Source organism: Streptomyces sp. NPDC058620 (genome assembly GCF_042717135.1).
GTDB lineage: Bacteria > Actinomycetota > Actinomycetes > Streptomycetales > Streptomycetaceae > Streptomyces.
In genome coordinates this window covers 32,870-54,330 of record NZ_JBHXQO010000031.1, presented here as the reverse complement: position 1 = coordinate 54,330, position 21,461 = coordinate 32,870, and the positions used below count along the sequence as shown (strand labels likewise).

Sequence of the window (21,461 nt, the reverse complement as noted above, 5' to 3'; positions counted from 1 at the left end):
TTCAATCAATATTGACAGCATCCAAGTCAAGCATGGACAGTCGAATCAATACATGGAGACCCGATACATCACGGAACCCCGTGCATCACGGAAGAGAGTCCTGACATGACGACCATGGCCACTGACCCCGCACCGCTCGACGTACCCCGCGGCCTCGCCGGGGTTGTCGTCACCGATACCGCGCTCGGGGACGTCCGGGGGCGCGAGGGCTTCTACCACTACCGGCAGTACTCGGCGATCGAGCTGGCGCAGAGCCGCAGCTTCGAGGATGTCTGGTACCTGATGTTCCACGGCGAGCTGCCCGACCGGGCAGCCCGCGAAGGCTTCACGGCCCGGACCGCCGCGCTGCGCCACCTGCCCGCCGAGGTCACGGAAGCCCTGCCCGCCATCGCCCGGGCGGGCGCCGTGTCCGGCCCGCTCGCCGGGCTGCGGACGGCTCTCTCGCTGCTCGGAGCCTCCGCCGGATTCCGCCCGGTGTACGACATCGGCGCCGAGCGCCGCCGCGACGACGCCCTCGCGGCCTGCGCCGCCGTCCCGACCGTGCTCACCGCCCTGTACCGGCTCGGTCAGGGACTCGGACCCGTCGAACCGCGCGACGACCTGCCGTACGCCGCGAACTACCTGTACATGCTCACCGGCTCGGAGCCGGACGCCGCACGGGTCAGGGCCGTCGAGCAGTACCTCATCTCCACCATCGACCACGGCTTCAACGCCTCGACGTTCACCGGCCGGGTCGTCGCCTCCACCGGCGCCGACGTGGCCGCCTGTCTGGTCGCCTCGGTCGGCGCGCTCTCCGGGCCCCTGCACGGCGGCGCCCCCAGCCGCGCCCTGGACACACTGGACGCGATCGGTACGCCCGACCGCGTCGACGGCTGGATCCGGGAGCGGGTCCTCGCGGGCGAACGCATCATGGGCTTCGGGCACCCCGTCTACCGCACCGAGGACCCGCGTTCCCGGATGCTGCGCTCTCTCGCCCAGGGCTTCGGCGGCCCCCTCGTCGACTTCGCGGTCGAGGTCGAACGCCAGGTGGAGGCGATCCTCGCCGAACTCAAGCCGGGGCGCGAGCTGCACACGAACGTCGAGTTCTACGCGGGTGTCGTCATGGAGCTCTGCGGCCTGCCGCGCGAGATGTTCACCCCCACCTTCTGTGCGGCGCGTGTGATCGGCTGGAGCGCCAATATCCTGGAGCAGGCGGAGGACTCGAAGATCATCCGCCCGGCGGCCCGCTACATCGGCACGCCTCCGCCCCAGCCGGTCCCGGCACCCTGACCGTCCACGAGAAAGGCCCCCGTTGACTCCGCCCCGCACCCCGCAGATCCCGGTCATCGTCCTGGCGGGCTTCCTGGGCTCCGGAAAGACGACGCTGCTCAACCACCTTCTCCAGCACCGCGCGGGCAACCGGATCGGTGTGATCGTCAACGACTTCGGTTCCATCGAGATCGACGCCATGACCGTCGCGGGGCAGGTCGGCTCGACGGTCTCGCTGGGCAACGGCTGTCTGTGCTGTGCCGTCGACGCGAGCGAACTCGACACCTATCTGGACACCCTCACCAGGCCCGCTGCCCGCCTCGACGTGATCGTCATCGAGGCGAGCGGCCTGGCGGAGCCCCAGGAACTCGTACGCATGCTCCTGGCCAGTGACAACCCGCGCATCCGGTACGGGGGACTGGTCGAGGTCGTCGACGCCGCCGAATTCGAGAGCACCCGGGAGCGCCACCCGGAGATCGAGCGCCATCTCGCGGTGGCCGACCTCGTCGTACTGAACAAGACCGACCGGGTCGACGAACCCGAACACGCACGGCTGCGCGAGGCCGTCGCGGCGGCGGGCAGCCGTGCGGCCGTCGTATCCGCCGCGTACGGGCGGATCGACCCCGGACTGCTCTTCGACCCCGTCCTTCGGCCCGACGAGGACGAGCAGATCCGTCAGCTGACCTTCGAGGATCTCCTCCTGGAGGAGCGGGCGGCCCGGGCCGGTGAGGCGCACACGGGCCATCTCCACACCGCGTACGAGAGCGTGTCCTTCACCGCCGACGTCCCCCTGGACCCCCGCCGCTTCATGAGCTTCCTCGACACCAGGCCCGAAGGGCTCTACCGGATCAAGGGGTTCGCCGACTTCGGGGCGGGGGACCGGGACAACAGGTACGCCCTGCACGCGGTCGGCCGGTTCCTGCGCTTCGTCCCCCAGCCGTGGGGACGGGACGAGCCGCGGCTCACGCAGCTCGTGCTGATCGGTTCGGGCATCGACGCGGAGGCACTGCACAAGGAGCTCTCCGGCTGCCGCGAAAGCGCCGTGCCCGCACCGCGAAGCACGCAGGACGCCCCACACGATCCGGAGCGGAGCATGTGGGGCGTCCTGCGGTACGTACAACAGGCATCCGACGGCGACGCCCGCCCTTGGAGCCTGTCCGTGGACGCCCGCGTCTAGACGGGTCCGGCGATCACCGCGACCGGGCTCGTCAGCGGTGTGCCCGAACCGTCCCGGCGCGGATCGGGTTCCGGCAGCTGCGCCGGCGTCCCGTTCTTCTGCGCCGCCTGTGCGGGGACCGCGCCGGCCCAGGCGAAGACGAGGACGTCCTCGCCCTTGAGGAACCGCTGACAGCGCACACCGCCGGTGGCCCTGCCCTTGCGCGGGTACTGGTCGAACGGGGTGAGCTTCGACGTCAGCTCCGAATCGTCCAGCGTGCCGTGCGACCCCGCCACCGTGAACACCACCGCGTCCGCCGCCGGGTCCACCGCGGTGAACGAGAGCACCTCGGCTCCCGCCGCGAGTTTCACGCCCGCCATACCGCCCGCCGGGCGGCCCTGGGGCCGTACCTGGGCGGCCGGGTAGCGCAGCAGTTGGGCGTCGGACGTGATGAAGACCAGGTCCTCCTCACCCGTACGCAGCTCGGTCGCGCCGACGATCCGGTCACCGTCCTTGAGGGAGATGACCTCCAACTCGTCCTTGTTGGCCGGGTAGTCGGGCACCACGCGTTTCACCACGCCCTGCAGGGTGCCGATCGCCAGACCGGGTGACGCCTCGTCCAGCGTGGTGAGACAGATCAGCTCCTCGCCCGTCTCCAGCGAGAGGAACTCCGGGACCGGTGCCCCTCCCGACAGGTTGGGGGCGGCGTGCGTGTCCGGAAGCCGCGGCAGATCGATCACCGCGAGCCGCAGCAGCCGACCGGTCGAGGTGACCGCGCCGATGTCGCCGCGCGCCGTCGCGGGCACGGACGAGACGATCACGTCGTGCTTGGCGCGCTTGGCGTCCTCGCCGATGACGATCGGGTCCGCGTTGGCCGTGCGGGCGAGCAGGCCGGTGGAGGACAGGAGCACCCGGCACGGGTCGTCCGCCACCTCCAGCGGTACGGAGGCGACCTGCGAGCCCGCCGACTCCAGCAGCACCGTGCGGCGGTCCGTGCCGAACTTCTTGGCGACCGCGGCCAGTTCGGAGGAGACGAGCTTGCGCAGCTCCGCGTCCGAATCGAGGATGGCGGTCAGCTGGCCGATCTCGGCGTTGAGCCGGTCGCGCTCGCTCTCCAGCTCGATCCGGTCGAACCGGGTGAGCCTGCGCAGCGGAGTGTCCAGGATGTACTGCGTCTGGATCTCGCTCAGCGAGAAGCGCTCCATGAGCCGCTCCTTCGCCTGCGCCGAGTTGTCGCTGTCCCGGATGAGACGGATGACCTCGTCGATGTCGACCAGGGCGACGAGCAGCCCCTCGACCAGATGCAGCCGGTCGCGGCGCTTGGTGCGGCGGAACTCGCTGCGCCTGCGCACCACCTCGAAGCGGTGGTCGAGGTAGACCTCCAGGAGCTCCTTGAGCCCCAGGGTGAGCGGCTGGCCGTCGACCAGCGCCACGTTGTTGATGCCGAAGGACTCCTCCATCGGCGTGAGCTTGTAGAGCTGCTCCAGCACCGCCTCCGGTACGAAGCCGTTCTTGACCTCGATGACCAGACGCAGGCCGTGCGACCGGTCGGTGAGGTCCTTGACGTCCGCGATGCCCTGGAGCTTCTTCGCCGAGACGAGGTCCTTGATCTTGGCGATCACCTTCTCCGGGCCGACGGTGAAGGGCAGTTCGGTGACGACGAGGCCCTTGCGGCGGGCCGTGACGTCCTCCACGGCGACCGTGGCACGGATCTTGAACGTGCCGCGGCCTGCGGCGTACGCGTCCTTGATCCCGCCGAGGCCGACGATCCGGCCCCCGGTGGGCAGGTCCGGACCCGGGACGAACCGCATCAGGGTCTCCAGGTCCGCGCCCGGGTGCCTGATGAGGTGGCGGGCGGCGGCGATGACCTCGCCCAGGTTGTGCGGCGGCATGTTGGTCGCCATGCCGACCGCGATCCCGGTCGTGCCGTTGACCAGGAGGTTCGGGTAGGCCGCGGGGAGGACGACCGGCTCCCGCTCCTGGCCGTCGTAGTTCGACTGGTAGTCGACGGTGTCCTCGTCGATGGACTCCGTCATCAGCGACGTGGCGTCGGCCATACGGCACTCGGTGTACCGCATGGCGGCCGGCGGGTCGTCGTTGCCGAGCGAGCCGAAGTTGCCGTGTCCGTCGACGAGCGGGAGGCGCATCGAGAACGGCTGGGCCATGCGTACCAGCGCGTCGTAGATCGACGCGTCGCCGTGCGGGTGCAGCTTACCCATGACTTCGCCGACGACGCGGGCGCACTTCACGTAGCCGCGGTCGGGGCGGAGCCCCATCTCGTTCATCTGGGACACGATGCGGCGGTGCACCGGCTTCATGCCGTCGCGGGCGTCGGGCAGGGCCCTTGAGTAGATCACCGAGTAGGCGTACTCGAGGAAGGAGCCCTGCATTTCGTCGACGACGTCGATATCGAGGATTCTCTCCTCGAAGTCGTCCGGCGGCGGGGTCTTCGTGCTGCGGCGGGCCATCGCTGCTGCGACTCCTTCACGGATTCTGTTCGGGCAACCCAAGGTTCTGACGCGGACCATTGTGGACCGCCGCACTGACAACGCCGACCTCGACCCGTCCGAAGCGGTCCTGCGGGCCCCGCGGGAGGCACCGTTTACGGCAGCATCTACGACAACATCCACGGATCGGGAACTTCGCCAGGTGTCGGTGCGCTTGCTTAGAGTGGCAGGTCTGGCAGGAAAACCTGTATCGCGATCGAAGGGACGTACATGCCCATGGGTCACACGGCCACAGCTCAGGCCGGCTCCGGCGGCAGAACAGCGACCGAGCACCGCCTGGCCAACGGCCTGCGTGTGGTGCTCTCGGAGGACCATCTGACCCCGGTCGCCGCGGTCTGTCTCTGGTACGACGTCGGTTCACGCCACGAGGTCAAGGGGCGTACCGGCCTGGCTCACCTCTTCGAGCACCTGATGTTCCAGGGCTCGGGCCAGGTCAAGGGGAACGGGCACTTCGAGCTCGTACAGGGAGCCGGTGGTTCGCTGAACGGCACGACCAGCTTCGAGCGGACCAACTACTTCGAGGTCATGCCCACGCACCAGCTGGAGCTCGCGCTCTGGCTGGAGGCCGACCGCATGGGCTCGCTCCTCGCCGCGCTCGACGAGGAGTCCATGGAGAACCAGCGCGACGTCGTGAAGAACGAACGTCGCCAGCGCTACGACAACGTTCCGTACGGCACGGCCTTCGAGAAGCTGACGGCCCTCGCCTACCCGGAGGGCCACCCGTACCACCACACCCCGATCGGCTCGATGGCCGACCTGGACGCCGCGACCCTGGAGGACGCCCGTACGTTCTTCCGTACGTACTACGCGCCCAACAACGCGGTGCTCTCGGTGGTCGGTGACATCGACCCCGAGGAGACGCTCGCCTGGGTCCAGAAGTACTTCGGGTCCATCCCGGCGCACGACGGCAAGCAGCCGCCGCGTGACGGGACGCTGCCTGGCATCATCGGTGAGCAGCTGCGCGAAGTGGTTCACGCGGAGGTCCCGGCGCGCGCGCTGATGGCCGCCTACCGGCTGCCGCACGACGGCACCCGCGAGTGCGACGCCGCGGACCTGGCGCTGACCGTACTCGGCGGCGGCGAGTCCTCCCGGCTGCACAACCGGCTGGTCCGCCGCGACCGTACGGCGGTGGCCGCCGGGTTCGGGCTGCTGAGGCTGTCCGGGGCGCCCTCGCTCGGCTGGCTGGACGTCAAGACGTCCGGCGGCGTCGAGGTGCCGGAGATCGAGGCCGCGGTCGACGAGGAACTGGCCAGGTTCGCCGCCGAGGGCCCCACGCCCGAGGAAATGGAGCGGGCCCAGGCGCAGTTGGAGCGCGAGTGGCTGGACCGGCTCGGTACGGTCGAGGGCCGCGCTGACGAACTGTGCCGGTACGCCGTGCTGTTCGGCGACCCGCAGCTGGCCCTGACGGCCGTGGAGCGGGTTCTCGACGTCACCGCGGAGGAGGTCCAGGCGGCCGCCAAGGCATGCCTGCGCCCCGACAACCGCGCGGTCCTGGTCTACGAACCGATCGAAGCGCCGGCCGACGCCGAGGCCGACGACGCCACCGAAGCCGGTACCGGCACGCACGAAGGGGCGGAGCAGTGAGCGACGCCGCTGTGACTGGAGTAGCGATGGAGTACCACCCGCAGCCGACCGCGGGCGTGGCCAGGCCCTGGGCCTTCCCCGCGCCCGAGCGCGGCTCCCTGCCCAACGGCCTCACCGTGCTGCGCTGCCACCGCCCCGGGCAGCAGGTGGTCGCGGTGGAGATCTTCCTGGACGCGCCGCTGGACGCGGAGCCCGAGGGCCTCGACGGCGTGGCCACGATCATGGCGCGCGCCCTGTCCGAGGGCACGGACAAGCGCTCCGCCGAGGAGTTCGCCGCGGAGCTGGAACGCTGCGGTGCGACCCTCGACGCGCACGCCGACCACCCCGGTGTCCGGGTCTCCCTGGAGGTCCCGGTCTCCCGGCTGGCCAAGGCGCTCGGGCTGATCGCCGAAGCGCTGCGGGCGCCCGCCTTCTCAGAGAGCGAGATCGAGCGTCTCGTGGGCAACCGCCTCGACGAGATCCCGCACGAGCAGGCCAACCCCGGCCGCCGGGCGGCCAAGCAGCTCTCCAAGGAGCTGTTCCCCGCCACGGCGCGGATGTCGCGTCCGCGCCAGGGCACCGAGGAGACGGTGGGCCGGATCGACGCCACGGCCGTGCGTGCCTTCTACGACGCGCACATCCGTCCGTCCACCGCGACGCTGGTCATCGTCGGCGACCTCACCGGGGTCGACGTGGACGCGCTCCTCGCCGACACCGTCGGTGACTGGTCGGGCAACTCCGCCGAGCCCCGCCCGGTCCCGCCCATCACCGCCGACGACCGCGGCCGCGTGGTGATCGTGGACCGTCCCGGCGCTGTGCAGACGCAGCTGCTGATCGGCCGCATCGGCGCCGACCGGCACGACAGTGTCTGGCCGGCCCAGGTCCTCGGCACGTACTGCCTGGGTGGCACCCTCACCTCGCGGCTGGACCGCGTGCTGCGCGAGGAGAAGGGCTACACCTACGGCGTACGCGCCTTCGCGCAGGTAATGCGCTCCACGGCTCCCGGCTCCTCCTCCGGGCGCACCGGGGCGGCGATGCTCGCCATCAGCGGCTCGGTGGACACGGAGTCCACGGGACCGGCGCTGGACGATCTCTGGAAGGTGCTGCGGACCCTGGCGGCCGACGGGCTGACCGACGCCGAGCGCGAGACGGCCGTGCAGAACCTCGTGGGCGTCGCCCCGCTGAAGTTCGAGACGGCGGCCTCCGTGGCGGCCACCCTCGCCGACCAGGTCGAGCAGCACCTCCCGGACGACTTCCAGGCGCAGCTGTACGCGCGCCTGGCCGAGACGGGCACGGTCGAGGCGACGGCCGCCGTGGTCAACGCCTTCCCCGTGGACCGGCTGGTCACGGTGCTCGTCGGTGACGCCTCCCAGATCGCGGACCCCGTCCGCGCCCTGGGTATCGGCGAGGTGTCGGTCGTCAGCGGCTGACGGGCGGTCCGTTCTCCGACGGAGGCGCAAAGAGCACAAAAGGGACCCCGGTGGGCAACTCGCCACCGGGGTCCCTGCTTTTTGTCCGATTTTGATACAAGGGCTCCCCATCTGCCCTGTGGGATGTACGACAAATCAGGCTGTCCGTTTGGTGATTGAAAGTTGCCCCGTTTAGCGTCGGCTCCGCTGTCCGTCATGCGTATGCCGCGTCCGTGGCGCCGGGCAGCCATCGCCGAGTCCCCGTCAGGCGCGAGCCTGGGGAGCCGGGGACCCACGAAGTCCCTGGGGTGAATCGGACGTCTGCGCTCTCAGGGGCGGAGAAGTCCGTAGGAGACCTTCCTGCTCCGAACCCGTCAGCTAACCCGGTAGGCGAGAAGGAAGGAAAGGATCAGCCCCTCCATGGCGTTCACCCGTGCCACCGGGAAGCACCGTGCCCCGAGCCGTCTGACGCGCAAGAGCGCTCAGGTCGCCGGCATCGCGGCTCTGGCCACCACCGGCGTCATCGGCGGGATGGCCTCTCCGGCCCTCGCCGCGGACGAGGCCCGCACCGTCAGCGACACCGGCCTGACCCAGGTCGTCGCCATCGGCGGCACCCTCGCCGACCAGATCGCCGCCCAGGCGAAGGTCCAGGAGCAGCAGGCCGAGGCCGCCGCGAAGGCCAAGGCGAAGGCGGAAGCCAGGGCGAAGGCCAAGGCCGAGGCCGAGCGCGAGGCGAAGGCCCGTGCCGCGGAGGCCCGCGAGGCCGAGGCCCGCGCCGCCCGCGCGGCCGAGCGCGAGCGGCTGAACTCGTTCCACCTGCCGGTCGCCGGCTCCTACGTCACCACCGGCTACAAGTCCGGCGGCTCCCTCTGGTCCTCCGGCAGCCACTCGGGTGTCGACTTCCGCGCCGCTTCCGGCTCCTCCGTCGTCGCCGTCGGCGCCGGTACGGTCGTCGAGGCCGGCTGGGGCGGTGCCTACGGCAACAACATCGTGCTCCGGATGGCGGACGGCACGTACACCCAGTACGGCCACCTCTCCTCGATCGGCGTCTCCGTCGGCCAGGGCGTCACCTCCGGGCAGCAGATAGGCATCTCCGGCTCGACCGGCAACTCCACCGGGCCGCACCTCCACTTCGAGGCCCGGACCACCCCCGAGTACGGCTCCGACATGGACCCTGTCGCGTACCTGCGCGCGCACGGCGTGAACGTCTGACCCACGCGCCGCACCCCCGCACTTCCCGAAGGCCCCGGCTCCCGCCGGGGCCTTCGGCGTATCGCCCGGACGCTGTTCGCCGAAGCCTTCCGTGGCCAGAAGATATACCTGGATTCCACTCTGCCGTCGGAAATTCGGGCTCATTGCAATAGAGTCGCAGAACAGGCGTCGATCGGCCGCGTTTCGCGGGGATTAAGGCGGAGGTTCGGACATGCGCATTCCCGCGCATTCGGTATGCACGGCAATCCGTGACGACATCGTCTCCGGTGTCTTCGATCGCGGCAGCCGCCTCACCGAGGAGTTGCTCGCGCGTCGTTACGGGGTCTCGCGCGTCCCGGTGCGCGAGGCGCTGCGCACGCTGGAGTCCGAGGGCTTCGTCGTCACGCGCCGGCATGCCGGCGCGTGCGTGGCCGAGCCCACCGAGCAGGAGGCCGCCGACCTCCTGGAGGTCCGGATGCTCCTGGAGCCGCTCGGCGCGGCGCGCGCCGCTCAGCGGCGCACCGATGCGCACCTCAAGGTGCTGCGCGGCCTGGTCAGGCTGGGGCAGGAGCGGGTGCGGCGGGGCGAGGGCGAGGATCTGCGCGCACTGGGCGGCTGGTTCCACGAGACGCTCGCGCAGGCTTCGGGCAGCCCCGGGCTGATCGCGCTGCTCACCCAGCTACGGCACAAGATCGCCTGGATGTACGCGGTCGAGCAGCCCGCACGGCCCGCGGAGTCCTGGGCCGAGCACGGTGCGCTCGTGGACGCGGTCGCCCGTGGTGACGCGGACCGGGCCAGGGCGCTGGCCGTCCAGCACGCCGAGCGGGCGATCGCGGCCCATCGGCTGCGCCGCCCGGACCGGCCGGGGCGAAGCCCCCTGCCGCCCCGGGTGAGCACTTCGCAACATGTCGTAAACATCGCGGGCGTCCGACATTAACAATTGCGCCGTATACAAAGAAGGTAATTCAGCGGGGCTTTCTTTGTGCTGCTCGAATTCGAGCCCGCCGGTGCGTTTCCGGAAACGGAGAAGTCGCGGCATCCGCAGAGGGATGCCGCGACTTCGTCGCAGAATTGATTCCGGTCGGATTCGACTGGGATCAGACCGTCTCCGGAAGCTCCTCGAGCCCCTCGGCGACCAGCTTGGCCAGGCGGTCCAGAGCGGCTTCGGCGTTGTCCGCCTCGGACGCGAGCACGATCTCCTCGCCGCCGGTGGCGCCCAGGCCGAGAACCGCGAGCATCGACGCCGCGTTCACCGGGTTGCCGTCGGCCCTGGCGATCGTCACAGGGACGCCGGAGGCCGTGGCGGCACGGACGAAGATGGAAGCGGGGCGGGCGTGCAGGCCCTCGGCCCAACCGACGTTGACGCGGCGCTCAGCCATGGTTCTGCCCTTCACGAATCAATGGTTGTCTAGACCAGTCTCTCATGCAGTGCGCACTGCTGTGCCCGGTCCCGGGCCCAGTCGCTGCGGCCGGTCGAGCACCCTCAGACTGCCCCGGCCCCGATCCCTCCGCGACCGGTGCGTCAGCCGTAGGCTTTGCCCATGCAGCCCACGCCGGAGCAGAGTCCGCATCACGCGTACCCCGACCACTGGGAAGCGGACGTGGTGCTCCGCGACGGTGGCACCGCGCGCATCAGACCGATCACCACCGACGACGCCGAGCGGCTGGTCAGCTTCTACGAGCAGGTCTCCGACGAGTCGAAGTACTACCGCTTCTTCGCTCCCTATCCGCGTCTCTCCGCCAAGGACGTGCACCGCTTCACCCATCACGACTACGTCGACCGGGTCGGTCTCGCCGTCACGACCGGCGGCGAGTTCATCGCCACCGTGCGCTACGACCGCATCGACGAGCGGGGACGCCCCGCCACCGCCCCCGCCGACGAGGCCGAGGTCGCCTTCCTCGTCCAGGACGCCCACCAGGGCCGCGGGGTGGCCTCCGCGCTCCTCGAACACATCGCCGCGGTCGCCCGCGAGAGGGGCATCCGCCGCTTCGCCGCCGAGGTACTGCCCGCGAACAACAAGATGATCAAGGTGTTCCGGGATGCCGGCTACACCCAGCGGCGCAGCTTCGAGGACGGCTCCGTCCACCTCACGCTCGACCTCGAACCGACCGCCGAGTCCCTCGCGGTCCAGCGCGGCCGCGAGCAGCGCGCCGAGTCGCGGTCGGTGCAGCGGCTCCTCGCCCCCGGCTCCGTCGCCGTCGTCGGCACCGGCCGCACCCCCGGCGGGGTCGGCCGCACCGTGCTGCGCAACCTCCTCGGTTCCGGCTACACCGGACGTACGTACGCCGTGAACCGGGCCTTCGACGCAGGTACGACCGAGATCGACGGCGTTCCCACGCACCGGTCCGTCGGCGAGATCGACGAGCAGGTCGACCTCGCGGTCCTCGCCGTGCCCGCGGACCGGGTGCCCGAGGCCGTCGCCGACTGCGGTGAGCACGGCGTCCGGGGCCTCGTCGTCCTCTCCGCCGGGTACGCCGAACAGGGCGCCGAAGGGCGGGAGCGGCAGCGCGAACTCGTCCGCCAGGCACGCTCGTACGGCATGCGGATCATCGGCCCGAACGCCTTCGGCATCATCAACACCTCCGAAGCGGTCCGGCTGAACGCCTCCCTCGCCCCCGAGTCGCCCGCCCGCGGCCGCATCGGGCTCTTCACCCAGTCGGGCGCGATCGGCATCGCGCTGCTCGCCGGCCTCCACCGGCGCGGCGCCGGCCTGTCCACGTTCATCTCGGCGGGCAACCGGGCCGATGTCTCGGGGAACGACTTCCTCCAGTACTGGTACGAGGACCAGGACACCGATGTCGCCCTCCTCTACCTCGAATCGCTGGGCAACCCGCGCAAGTTCACCCGCCTCGCACGGCGGACCGCGGCCGTGAAGCCCGTCGTCGTGGTGAAGGGCGCCCGGCACAGCGGTACCAACCCGCCCGGCCACGCCGTGCCCGTGAGCCGCATTCCCGACGCCACGGTCTCCGCGCTGATGCGGCAGGCGGGCGTGATCCGCGTCGACACGGTGACGGAGATGGTCGACGCGGGTCTGCTCCTCGCCGGCCAGCCGCTCCCGGCCGGCCCCCGGGTCGCGATCCTCGGGAACTCGGAGTCGCTGGGCCTGCTCACGTACGACGCCTGCCTCGCTGAGGGACTGCGCCCGCGCCCTCCCCGGGACCTGACCACCGCGGCGAGCCCGCAGGACTTCCGGGACGCGCTGGCCGAGGCGCTCGGCGACCAGACCTGCGACGCCGTGATCGTGACCGCGATCCCCTGGGTGGGGGAGAACGGCGAGGCGGAGACGGGCGACGGCGAGGTCCTGGCCGCGGCTCTGCGCGAAGCGGCGGCCACCGGTCCCGCCAAGCCCGTCGCGGTGGTCCACGTGGAGATCGGCGGCCTCGCCGAGGCCCTGGCGGCGGCCGCCGGCACGGTCGCTCCCGCCCGCACAGGAGCCCGGACGGCGCCCCCCGTCCGGGATGCCGCGGTCACCCCGCCCCCCGGCGGGACCACGACGGAACCCGCCAAGGACGCCACCGGCGATACCGCGCCGGAACCCGCCACGAGCGCCCCCGTCCGCATCTGGCGCATCCCCGCCTACCCGGCCGCCGAACGGGCCGTCCGGGCGCTCGCCGAAGCCGTGAAGTACGCGCAGTGGCGCCGCCAGGCGGCCGTCCCGGGCAAGGTCCCCGACTTCGGCGACACCGTCGACGAGTCGCGGGCGGCCCGCCTGATCGGCACGCTGCTCGGCCCCGACCCCGACCCCCGGGGCCGTCCCCTCACGCATGACGAGGGCCGGGAGCTGCTCGGGTCCTACGGCATCACCGTCCGGCCCGCACTGCCGGCGCCGCACCCGGAGGCGGCGGTCGACGCCGCCGAGCGGCTCGGCTATCCCGTGGCGCTCAAGACGACCGCCCCCCACCTGCGCCACCGCGCCGACCTCGGAGGCGTCCGGCTCGACCTCGCCAACGAGAGCGAGCTGCGGCGGGCGTACGGGGAGCTGACCGAACTCCTCGGCAAGCCGGCCGAGCTCCAGCCGGTCGTGCAGGCCATGGCGCCGCGCGGTGTGGACACCGTCGTCCGCGCCTCGATCGACGCGGCAGCGGGAGCGGTGCTCTCGTTCGGCCTCGCGGGCGCCCCCTCCGAACTGCTCGGGGACACCGCCCACCGGCTGGTCCCGGCCACCGACCGGGACGCCGCCGAGCTGGTCAGGTCCATCAAGGCGGCCCCGGTGCTCTTCGGCTGGCGAGGTTCCGCGCCTGCCGACACCCCGGCGCTCGAAGAGCTGCTGCTGCGGGTGTCGCGGCTGGTCGACGACCACCCCGAGGTGGTCTCCGTCGCCCTCGAACCCGTGGTCGTCGCCACCCAGGGGCTGACCGTCCTCGGAGCGAGCGTCCGCCTCGCCCCGCCCCCCGCACGCGGCGACCTCGGCCCCCGCCGCCTCCCCAGCTACTGAGCGCCCCGGCCCGGGCCCGGCCGCTCACCCCGTGCGTCCCGCGCTCCGGTCACCGCACCTGCCGCACGGCGTGCCCGGCAGCCACCGGGCCCCCGTAGGATGGCCCCATGGCAAAGACCGGTACGACGACCCAGGGGCTGCGCGCGGCGATCGAGCGCAGCGGCTACTACCCGGCCCTCGTGGCCGAGGCGGTGGAGGCCGCCGTCGGCGGGGAGCCGGTCGCTTCGTACGTGGTGCACCAGGAGACCACCTTCGACTCCAACGAGGTGCGCCGCCACGTCACGGTGCTGGTCCTGACGGACAACCGCTTCATCGTCAGCCACACGGACGAGCAGACCGCCGACACGGATTCGCCGACGCCGTTCGCCACGACCTCCACCGAGTCGGTCAAGCTCGACCGGATCTCGTCCGTCGTGCTCAGCCGCGTCGTGGCCAACCCGGAGAAGTACGTGCCGGGGACCCTGCCCCGCGAGGTCGTCCTCACCATCGGCTGGGGCGCCGTCTCCCGTATCGACCTGGAGCCCGCCGCCTGCGGCGACCCCAACTGCGAGGCCGACCACGGCTACACCGGCAGCTCCACCGCCGACGACCTGAGTCTGCGGGTCAGCGAGGCCGGTGACGGCCCGGACACCGTGCGCGAGACGCTCGCGTTCGCGCAGGCTCTCTCCGAGGCGACGGCCGCGACCGCGGCGACCGGCCGCTGATGGTCCAGCCCGCCTGGGAGGACCCGGTTCTGCTTCCTCTCGACACCGCCCCCGTCCCTGAGTACGGGAGCGGTTCGCTCTCCGACCTGCTGCCGACGCTCGTCGCCGGCCAGGGCGTACCCGGATTCGAGGCCACGATCCCGGAGCTCGCCCCCGCCGACCGGAACTGCGTGTTCCTGATCGACGGGCTCGGCTGGGAGCAGATCAGGGCCCACCCCGACGAGGCTCCGTTCCTGTACTCCCTGCTGCCCTCCTCGCGCGGCGGCACGGGCCGCCCGCTCACGGCCGGCTTCCCGTCGACCACGGCGACCTCCCTCGCCTCGGTCGGGACGGGGCTGCCGCCCGGAGAACACGGCCTTCCCGGCTACACGGTCCGTAATCCGGAGACCGGCGAGCTGATGAACCAGCTCCGCTGGCGCCCCTGGACGGAGCCGAAGGTCTGGCAGCCGAACCCCACCGTCTTCAAACTCGCCGACGCCGCGGGCGTGCGCACCGCGCAGGTGTCCGCGCCCACCTTCGAGCACACCCCGCTCACCAAGGTCGCCCTCAGCGGCGGCTCCTTCCTCGGCCGGCTCTCCGGCGAGGACCGGATGGACATCGCCGCCGAACGGCTGGCCGCGGGTGACCGTTCCCTCGTCTACACGTACTACAGCGAGGTCGACGGCAAGGGGCACCGCTTCGGCGTCGACTCCGACGCCTGGCGCGGCCAGCTGATGTACGTCGACGGGCTCGCCCGACGCCTGGCGGAACAGCTCCCGCCCCGATCGGCGCTGTACATCACGGCCGACCACGGCATGATCGACATCCCCTTCGACGAGCAGTCCCGGATCGACTTCGACGAGGACTGGGAGCTGCGCGCGGGAGTCGCCCTGCTCGGCGGCGAGGGCAGGGCCCGTCACGTGTACGCGGTCCCCGGCGCCCAGGCCGATGTGCTGACCGTCTGGCAGGAAGTGCTCGGCGAGCAGTTCTGGGTGGCGAGCCGGGACGAGGCCATCGCGGCGGGCTGGTTCGGCCCCCGGATCGACGAGCGGGTCTACGGCAGGATCGGCGACGTGGTGGCGGCCGCCCACGACGACGTGGTGATCACCGCCTCCGTGCAGGAGCCGAACGAGTCGGCGATGGTCGGCATGCACGGCTCGATGACCCCCGTCGAACAGCTCGTCCCGCTCCTCGAAGTACGCTCGTAATCCCGTTCCTCCCCTCCGCCACGCCCGCCCGAAAGGTGCTCAACCCCTCATGCCCGAGCTTGTGTTCTTCTCCGGAACGATGGACTGCGGAAAGAGCACACTGGCGCTCCAGATCGCCCACAACCGCGATGCGCGGGGACTGCAGGGCGTGATCTTCACCCGCGACGACCGTGCGGGGGAGGGCAAGCTGTCCTCCCGGCTCGGGCTCGTGACGGAGGCGGTCGAGGCGCCGGAGGGCATGGACCTGTACGCGTACCTCGTCGCCCAGCTCTCCAAGGGGGGCAAGGCGGACTACGTGATCGTCGACGAGGCCCAGTTCCTCGCCCCCGAGCAGATCGACCAGCTCGCCCGGGTCGTCGACGACCTCGACATGGACGTGTTCGCGTTCGGGATCACCACGGACTTCCGTACCAAGCTCTTCCCGGGATCCCAGCGGCTGATCGAGCTGGCCGACCGGATAGAGGCCCTCCAGGTCGAGGCGCTGTGCTGGTGCGGGGCCCGAGCCACCCACAACGCCCGTACGGTGGGCGCGGAGATGGTCGTCGAAGGGGCCCAGGTGGTCGTCGGTGACGTCAACCGCCCGGCGGAGGAGATCGGTTACGAGGTCCTCTGCCGCCGCCACCACCGCCGTCGTATGACGAGCGGCTCTGTCCGCGCCGGCGCACTCTCGCCGGACGTCCTGCCGGTGACCTCCGACTGAGGGGTGTCGGCCGAACAGGCCGTGGTTTACCGTCCCGCGCGCTGGGGAGAGGCTACGAGCCGTCGGTGGCGCGGCTGTCAGGACGGACATGGCCCTCGCAACGCCCGGGAGACGGGCTTCGGGGAACCCACGCCGCCTCGGACGAAGTGAGCGAGTTGCGGTCCGGAACGCCTTAGCCTCGATCGTTCATGAGTCCTCGTCGGTTCGCTGAGGTTCGCTGAGGGGGTTCGTGCTTGTGAGGTGCGGTCCTTTCGGGGCGGGGCAGGCTGGCGGTCCGGCTGTCGCGTCGGGTGAGCGCCCGGTTCCACTTTCCCGGTGTGTCCAGGCACCAGGAGGCAGGCAGGGCCGGGCGGCCCGTTCGCGGATCGGTGAGCGATGAAGGCGCCCCTCCGCCGTCATCGCTCCTGTGGAGCCTGCATCTCCAGGGCCAGGAGGCCAGTCTCGCTCGGCTTGGTTGCCGGTGTGGATACATCGCCGACGGCGCGTTTGAAGTCGGGGCATTCAACGATCGGTTCGTAGTCGCAGACGGCCGCGTGGCGGAGGCTGTCGCGGAGCCGCGTGAGTCTGCTGACCTGCTCATCGAGATCACGTGCTCTGGTGGCCATCCGTACACGCAGGTCCGCGTCGGAGGGGCGCGCAGCCACGAACCGCCCGATCTCGGCGATCGAGAATCCCGCGCTCCGCGCACACGTGATCAGCGCCAGGCGCTCCAGTACCTCCGGCATGTAAGTGCGGCGTAGCCCATTGCGGCCTGCGGCGGCGATCAGCCCATTTTTCTCGTAGAAGCGGAGTGCCGAAGGCGCCAATCCGGACGCCTTGGCAACCTCAGCGATGTCCAGCAGCGATGTGTCCACTCAATCTCCTTGACTTGAAGCGCAGTTCAAGTAGCAGTCTAGTCAGCATGAGGATTCACCACTTGAACTGCGGATCGGTTCTGACGATCGAAGCCACCTACGACGGTCCGAGGCCCGCACCTGCCGTCAACCACTGTCTGCTGATAGAGACCGACACCGCCGGTCTCGTGCTGGTCGAAACCGGCCTCGGCCTGGGCGACGTCCGGGATCCGCGCGGCACCCTCGGTGCGGACTGGGTAGCGATGGCGCAGCCGGCGCTCGACGAGGAGGAGACAGCCGTCCGGCAGATAGCCCGGCTGGGCCACAAGCCGTCCGACGTGCGGCACGTCATCGTGACCCACCTGGATGTCGACCACAGCGGTGGTCTGCCCGACTTTCCGGGCGCCGATGTCCACGTCCTCGCGTCCGAACTCGATGCGGCCCGCTCTCAGGCCCCCAGCTTCCGCTATCGGCCTGCCCACTGGACACACGAGCCCCGCTGGATCACCTACGGCTCCGAGCCCGACTCCGGCGAACAGTGGTTCGGCTTCACTGCCCTGCAGCCGAAGGGGCTGCCACAAGAGATCAAACTCATTCCCCTGGGGGGCCACACCGCCGGCCACACCGGCATCGCTGTCCAGGACGGGGACCGATGGCTCCTGCATTGCGGCGATGCGTACTACTACCACCGCGAGATCGAGAATCCGAGGGAGGTCCACCCGCTACTCGACATCGTTCAGACCAGTTCGCAGGTCTCTCGTGACCTGCGGCTCGGGACGCAAGCACGCCTACGCGAACTGATCCACGACCACGGCGATCAGGTCGAGGTCTTTTCCGCCCACGACCCTTGGGAATTCGCCCGCTACGTGGTTGACGTCACCCAGGCTGGTCGGCTGGGGTGAGGTGGAAGCCAGGCCGCTTGCTACGCGCCTCTCGGTAGACTGTTCACCTTTCTCTGGGCCGAACTCACAACATGTCCAGGCCGGCTAACCTCGATCCTTCATGTGGGCCGCCGACGGAGTCGGTGGCCCATTTCGTCGCCGATGGCCCGGGGTTAGGGAGGGCCTCGAGTCGTGTCAGGGCGTCGGTGATCACGTCGATCCAGGGCCAGTGGCGTGCGAATCTCAGGTGCCGGCGGCGGGCCGTCGTGGCGATCTGGGCGACTGCGGAGAACAGGCGGAGTCGGAGACGGCGGGGCTCCCACCTGCGGGTTTCGCTGGTCAGAGCGAGCATGGGCATCCGGGCCAGCAGGTCGAGGGCGAGCCGGACGATCTCCAGCCAGATCTGGTTCTGTGCCGTCTTGTGCAGGGGCAGGTTGCGCAGGCCGGTCGCGCGGGCGGCCCGGATGCGGTCCTCGGCCCGCGCCCGCTGGCGGTGGGCGTCGGTGATGCTCATGCCGACCGAGTACGACAGCCATCTGCCCCGCTGGGCGAGCCAGGATGTGAACTGGTGTGTTCCGCCCGCGGAGTCGGTACGGATCAGTGTCTGGCGTCCACGCCGGTACTTCTTCGGCAGTTGGGCCAGGGCGAGATGGGCCGTGGTGATGTGGTCGGCGGCGGTGTTCCTGCGGCATCCGGGGCCGCGGTGTCGGCCATGTTCCATACGTGCTCTCGCACTTCGGCCCGCGCGGCCCGTATCGCGGAGAGGGCCTTCGGCCCAGCGGCAACGAGGCTGTCGATGAGGCGGGAGACGGTCGGGTCGGAGGCCACCGGCCCGAACACGGCCGGCTCGGCCCGCAGCATCCCGACATCCGCGAGGCAGTCTCCACCCAGCGCGACTGAGAGGGCCACGTCCAGCAGTATCTTGCCCGGATCATGCACGGCCCTGGGCGCCGCCATGGCGTCAGCGCCGCGGATAATCGCCCGGTCCAACCCGGCCTTGCGGACCGTCTCGACCAGCAGCACGGCTCCGGCCTGGGACACCACTCCGCGGCCACCGCCCTCAACGCGGACACGCGGTACGACCCGATGCTCTTCTTCACCTGAGAAGTGCCTCCGGCTGGAGCAGGAACAAGGACCTCGACAATCCTTATTCTTGCTGGTCAGAGGCACTTTTCGCTTACCTGGCCACCCGTCAGACAGCCCGCCGTCCCGACGTGATCAACTACGTCGGGCCGTGCGAGCGGCGATCGCGGGCACCGCCACGATCGTCCTGGCGCGTGGTGATGTGCGCTGTGATCAAGGCTGCGTGGCTTGCTCGGCCGAAGCGAGCGTGCGGATCGCGGGCAGGTCGGCGTACAGGTTGTTACCGGGGCACTCGGTGGGGTAGCCGTCGCGGTGGCCGGAGATCCGGTTCAGGGTGACCTTCTGGCCCTTGGTGTACTTGCCGTTGTCGGCGGCGGCGGTGAGTGCGACGGTCCCGGCGGCGTCGTATCCGTAAAGCCCGAGCTTCCAGGCGGCGACGGCGGCGACCGCCCCCCGTACGGAAGGCGTGGAGAGGGCGTCGTTGTAGTTGCCGAGGACCGCGATGCCGGCGGTGTCGGTGTTGAAGCCGTAGGTCTGCGCGCCGAGGACGGGCTTGTCGATGCCGCCCCCGCGGCCCTCGAACACGGTGCCGCACTTGTCGACGAGGAAGTGGTAGCCGATGTCGTTCCAACCCTGGCTCTGCACGTGGTACAGGAAGATCGCGCGGATGATGTCCGGGGACTTGTCGCAGGTGTAGTCGTTGGTGCCGGCGGTGTGGTGGGCGAAAACGACCTTGGTGTCGGTCGTGTATGTCGCCGGGTCCTTTACCAGCGACTCGTCGGCGCTCCAGCCGGAGCGCGGGATGACAGCGGGCTGCGGAGCGGTGTTCGCCACGGCGGACGAGGCCGCCGTGGCGGGGGCCCCGGCGACGGCCGGGTTCACCAGCTCCACGCGGAGCCCACCTGGCAGCTTCGACGGCGCGCCGTGCTGCCCGGTCACCCGCACCTGCACACCGTCGGACGGGCCCGTCCACAGCGGCTGGGTACCGGCGCGCACGCCTGCCGTGCCGCTGTCGGGCCCCAACTCGGGCGTACGCACGTCGAGGTCGAGCTCACGCCACCCCGACCAGGCGCCGGTGACGCTGGAGCGGGTGCGGACCTGAGCCGTACCGCCGAGCTGGGCACGCGGGTCGTCCCAGGTGACGCCCAGCATGCTGAACGGTTCGGTGGGGCGCGCGGACAACGCTCGCCGCGCGGGATCGGGCCCGTGCAACGCGATGCTCCGCACGCCGTTGGCGGTCGAGATCTCCGCGACGGCCTGGGCCGGGAAGGTGAGACCGAGGGACGCGAGGGCAACGGCGGTTGCCGCCGCGACCCTGGCCGTACGACGGAAGGGGAACTGCTCGGTCACGGGGCTCCTTCAGAGGCTGCGGATACTTCGGGTGCGGGAAGTTCACTGCTGCACGTGGTTCGGCCGAAGGCGCCGGTGGCGGTGGCACGTTGGACGTGCCTGCCGCGTACAGCGAGGGTGCAGCTGGCCGTGCCGCCCTTTTCGCCGAGGGTGACGTTGACGATCGAGGAAGCGCCGAGCGGGACGCTCACGGTCTTCTTCCACGGGAGACGGGCGTTCGTGACCACGGTCGCCTTGTCGCCACCCGGACCGCGGTAGGAGATGTCGGCGGCGCCCTCGCCGAGCACCTCGTACGTCACGCCGGCGACGGGCACGGCCTGCTGGGGCGCAGGCGCGTCTTTGGAGTCGAGGACTCCGTACGCCACGAACACGCCGCACGCGAGCAGCAACGCCGACGCGACGGCGATACCTCGGCGGTCGACGCCTCGGTCGTCCCGGGACGGGTAAGCCGTCGTGGTGTCCGGGATTTCCGACTCTGCCGGGCTTCCCGGCTCTTCTGTCGTGGGCATGGCCGCGCTTTCGGTCGAAGCAAATTCGCTTGGGTTATACACCATCAGTATCGAGGGATGCCAGGCAGCGGAAAATTCGGGCAGGACCCCTCAATTGTCATCGACCTGGTCCGCTAAACGCCCTGTATGCGTGCGTGATTGACGAACCATCACCTCAGTGCTGAAGAATCCCCCCGCCACGATCGGCTCACCCCTGGCAAGGCCACTTCCCCGTATGCGGAAGGTCTCGTTCTGCATGCCTTGAGGAGTTCCGGCCGAGGTCAGGTCCACCGTGACCGGTGACGGAGTGCCCGCGCCGGCGCGCGTCGGTGTGCCTGTCCCGCCTCGCGCGGGATGGGTGCCCATGAAGGGAATGGCGTGAAAGCAAGATACGGGCGGGCGATAGCCTGCCTCGTGGTCTCGGCGGTCGCCGGGACCATGCTGCCACAAGTCGCTTATGCGGCACCGGTTTCGGGTGATAGCCGCGAGGGCGTCGTCGATGCCCTCGCGGGCTGGTTCTCGGACGATGAGGGCGAGTCGGACGGGCCGAACGAGCCGTCGACCGGTGGGACTCCGGTGCTGCCGAGCCGGGAGAAGCTGCCGAAGGGCAAGGCGGCCGGGAAAGCGAAGCGCGTCGCGGAACTGACGGGCAGTCGTACGGCGAATGCCCGGTACTGGAAGCTCTCCGACGGCCGGGTGCAGGCCGAGGTGTCGGCGGTGCCGAC

Annotated in this window: 17 protein-coding genes, 1 pseudogene and 1 riboswitch; of the genes and pseudogenes, 11 read left to right on the top strand and 7 right to left on the bottom strand. The window is 70.6% G+C overall.

Annotated elements, in window-relative coordinates:
* The first annotated feature begins 114 nt into the window (after positions 1–114).
* Both ACFWSK_RS24995 and ACFWSK_RS24990 read left to right on the top strand, forming a co-directional pair.
* Positions 115–1,269, top strand: a complete 1,155-nt coding sequence (locus ACFWSK_RS24995) for a citrate/2-methylcitrate synthase (RefSeq protein WP_383790293.1) — start codon at positions 115–117, stop codon at positions 1,267–1,269.
* 22 nt (positions 1,270–1,291) lie between these two features.
* Positions 1,292–2,425 carry a CobW family GTP-binding protein gene (locus ACFWSK_RS24990; protein WP_383790220.1) on the top strand — a complete coding sequence of 378 codons (1,134 nt, stop codon included), beginning with the start codon at positions 1,292–1,294 and terminating at the stop codon, positions 2,423–2,425.
* On the opposite strand, the gene ACFWSK_RS24985 is transcribed toward ACFWSK_RS24990, so the two are convergent.
* Positions 2,422–4,872 (bottom strand): DNA topoisomerase (ATP-hydrolyzing) subunit A, encoded by a 2,451-nt coding sequence (locus ACFWSK_RS24985; RefSeq protein ID WP_383790217.1) that lies wholly within the window; start codon positions 4,870–4,872, stop codon positions 2,422–2,424. The genes ACFWSK_RS24990 and ACFWSK_RS24985 overlap by 4 nt on opposite strands.
* A 249-nt stretch (positions 4,873–5,121) precedes the next feature.
* On the opposite strand from ACFWSK_RS24985, the gene ACFWSK_RS24980 reads away from it, so the two are divergent.
* The 4 genes from ACFWSK_RS24980 to ACFWSK_RS24965 all read left to right on the top strand — a co-directional run bounded on the left by ACFWSK_RS24980 (position 5,122) and on the right by ACFWSK_RS24965 (position 10,011).
* Positions 5,122–6,495 carry a M16 family metallopeptidase gene (locus tag ACFWSK_RS24980; protein WP_383790214.1) on the top strand — a complete coding sequence of 458 codons (1,374 nt, stop codon included), beginning with the start codon at positions 5,122–5,124 and terminating at the stop codon, positions 6,493–6,495.
* 26 nt (positions 6,496–6,521) lie between these two features.
* Positions 6,522–7,904, top strand: coding sequence for a M16 family metallopeptidase (locus tag ACFWSK_RS24975; RefSeq protein ID WP_383790290.1), 1,383 nt, complete (start codon positions 6,522–6,524; stop codon positions 7,902–7,904).
* A gap of 220 nt (positions 7,905–8,124) precedes the next feature.
* A riboswitch (cyclic di-AMP (ydaO/yuaA leader) is annotated at positions 8,125–8,291 on the top strand.
* 12 nt (positions 8,292–8,303) lie between these two features.
* Positions 8,304–9,095, top strand: coding sequence for a M23 family metallopeptidase (locus tag ACFWSK_RS24970; protein WP_383790211.1), 792 nt, complete (start codon positions 8,304–8,306; stop codon positions 9,093–9,095).
* A gap of 211 nt (positions 9,096–9,306) precedes the next feature.
* Entirely contained in the window at positions 9,307–10,011 is a 705-nt protein-coding gene (locus tag ACFWSK_RS24965; protein ID WP_383790208.1) for a GntR family transcriptional regulator, read from the top strand.
* 160 nt (positions 10,012–10,171) lie between these two features.
* On the opposite strand, the gene ACFWSK_RS24960 is transcribed toward ACFWSK_RS24965, so the two are convergent.
* The gene (locus ACFWSK_RS24960) at positions 10,172–10,453 is read right to left on the bottom strand and encodes an HPr family phosphocarrier protein (protein WP_383790206.1); all 282 of its coding nucleotides are present in this window, start codon (positions 10,451–10,453) and stop codon (positions 10,172–10,174) included.
* A gap of 162 nt (positions 10,454–10,615) precedes the next feature.
* Here ACFWSK_RS24960 and ACFWSK_RS24955 point away from each other — a divergent pair, with 162 nt between their 5' ends.
* The 4 genes from ACFWSK_RS24955 (at position 10,616) to ACFWSK_RS24940 (ending at position 16,101) form a co-directional block, all read left to right on the top strand.
* Entirely contained in the window at positions 10,616–13,510 is a 2,895-nt protein-coding gene (locus ACFWSK_RS24955) for a GNAT family N-acetyltransferase (protein ID WP_383790204.1), read from the top strand.
* A gap of 107 nt (positions 13,511–13,617) precedes the next feature.
* Complete coding sequence (locus ACFWSK_RS24950) at positions 13,618–14,214, top strand: DUF5998 family protein (RefSeq protein WP_383790201.1); 597 nt, start codon at positions 13,618–13,620, stop codon at positions 14,212–14,214.
* Positions 14,214–15,401: an alkaline phosphatase family protein gene (locus tag ACFWSK_RS24945; protein ID WP_383790198.1), complete on the top strand. Its 1,188-nt coding sequence runs from the start codon at positions 14,214–14,216 to the stop codon at positions 15,399–15,401. Before ACFWSK_RS24950 ends, ACFWSK_RS24945 begins: the two co-directional genes overlap by 1 nt.
* A gap of 49 nt (positions 15,402–15,450) precedes the next feature.
* The gene (locus ACFWSK_RS24940; protein ID WP_383790195.1) at positions 15,451–16,101 is read left to right on the top strand and encodes a thymidine kinase; all 651 of its coding nucleotides are present in this window, start codon (positions 15,451–15,453) and stop codon (positions 16,099–16,101) included.
* Between the two features lie 395 nt (positions 16,102–16,496).
* Here ACFWSK_RS24940 and ACFWSK_RS24935 read toward each other — a convergent pair whose 3' ends face one another.
* Positions 16,497–16,955 carry a MerR family transcriptional regulator gene (locus ACFWSK_RS24935; protein ID WP_383790192.1) on the bottom strand — a complete coding sequence of 153 codons (459 nt, stop codon included), beginning with the start codon at positions 16,953–16,955 and terminating at the stop codon, positions 16,497–16,499.
* A 47-nt stretch (positions 16,956–17,002) separates the two neighbouring features.
* Here ACFWSK_RS24935 and ACFWSK_RS24930 point away from each other — a divergent pair, with 47 nt between their 5' ends.
* Positions 17,003–17,836, top strand: a complete 834-nt coding sequence (locus ACFWSK_RS24930; protein ID WP_383790190.1) for an MBL fold metallo-hydrolase — start codon at positions 17,003–17,005, stop codon at positions 17,834–17,836.
* A 64-nt stretch (positions 17,837–17,900) separates the two neighbouring features.
* Here ACFWSK_RS24930 and ACFWSK_RS24925 read toward each other — a convergent pair whose 3' ends face one another.
* From ACFWSK_RS24925 to ACFWSK_RS24910, 4 genes and pseudogenes are all read right to left on the bottom strand, one after another.
* On the bottom strand, positions 17,901–18,536 hold the full coding sequence (locus ACFWSK_RS24925; RefSeq protein WP_383790187.1) for a transposase: 636 nt from the start codon (positions 18,534–18,536) through the stop codon (positions 17,901–17,903).
* Between the two features lie 68 nt (positions 18,537–18,604).
* Positions 18,605–18,838: pseudogene (locus ACFWSK_RS24920) on the bottom strand (transposase); the annotation flags it as partial.
* 273 nt (positions 18,839–19,111) lie between these two features.
* The gene (locus ACFWSK_RS24915) at positions 19,112–20,248 is read right to left on the bottom strand and encodes an N-acetylmuramoyl-L-alanine amidase (protein ID WP_383790184.1); all 1,137 of its coding nucleotides are present in this window, start codon (positions 20,246–20,248) and stop codon (positions 19,112–19,114) included.
* Positions 20,245–20,757 carry an MmpS family transport accessory protein gene (locus tag ACFWSK_RS24910; RefSeq protein ID WP_383790181.1) on the bottom strand — a complete coding sequence of 171 codons (513 nt, stop codon included), beginning with the start codon at positions 20,755–20,757 and terminating at the stop codon, positions 20,245–20,247. Before ACFWSK_RS24910 ends, ACFWSK_RS24915 begins: the two co-directional genes overlap by 4 nt.
* Between the last annotated feature and the right edge of the window lie 704 nt (positions 20,758–21,461).

Coding starts and splice junctions, on each gene's coding strand:
- ACFWSK_RS24995 (WP_383790293.1), top strand. CDS start 115: ATGGCCACTGACCCCGCACCGCTCGACGTACCCCGCGGCCTCGCCGGG.
- ACFWSK_RS24985 (WP_383790217.1), bottom strand. CDS start 4,872: ATGGCCCGCCGCAGCACGAAGACCCCGCCGCCGGACGACTTCGAGGAG.
- ACFWSK_RS24980 (WP_383790214.1), top strand. CDS start 5,122: ATGCCCATGGGTCACACGGCCACAGCTCAGGCCGGCTCCGGCGGCAGA.
- ACFWSK_RS24975 (WP_383790290.1), top strand. CDS start 6,522: ATGGAGTACCACCCGCAGCCGACCGCGGGCGTGGCCAGGCCCTGGGCC.
- ACFWSK_RS24970 (WP_383790211.1), top strand. CDS start 8,304: ATGGCGTTCACCCGTGCCACCGGGAAGCACCGTGCCCCGAGCCGTCTG.
- ACFWSK_RS24965 (WP_383790208.1), top strand. CDS start 9,307: ATGCGCATTCCCGCGCATTCGGTATGCACGGCAATCCGTGACGACATC.
- ACFWSK_RS24960 (WP_383790206.1), bottom strand. CDS start 10,453: ATGGCTGAGCGCCGCGTCAACGTCGGTTGGGCCGAGGGCCTGCACGCC.
- ACFWSK_RS24955 (WP_383790204.1), top strand. CDS start 10,616: ATGCAGCCCACGCCGGAGCAGAGTCCGCATCACGCGTACCCCGACCAC.
- ACFWSK_RS24950 (WP_383790201.1), top strand. CDS start 13,618: ATGGCAAAGACCGGTACGACGACCCAGGGGCTGCGCGCGGCGATCGAG.
- ACFWSK_RS24945 (WP_383790198.1), top strand. CDS start 14,214: ATGGTCCAGCCCGCCTGGGAGGACCCGGTTCTGCTTCCTCTCGACACC.
- ACFWSK_RS24940 (WP_383790195.1), top strand. CDS start 15,451: ATGCCCGAGCTTGTGTTCTTCTCCGGAACGATGGACTGCGGAAAGAGC.
- ACFWSK_RS24930 (WP_383790190.1), top strand. CDS start 17,003: ATGAGGATTCACCACTTGAACTGCGGATCGGTTCTGACGATCGAAGCC.
- ACFWSK_RS24925 (WP_383790187.1), bottom strand. CDS start 18,536: ATGGAACATGGCCGACACCGCGGCCCCGGATGCCGCAGGAACACCGCC.
- ACFWSK_RS24910 (WP_383790181.1), bottom strand. CDS start 20,757: ATGCCCACGACAGAAGAGCCGGGAAGCCCGGCAGAGTCGGAAATCCCG.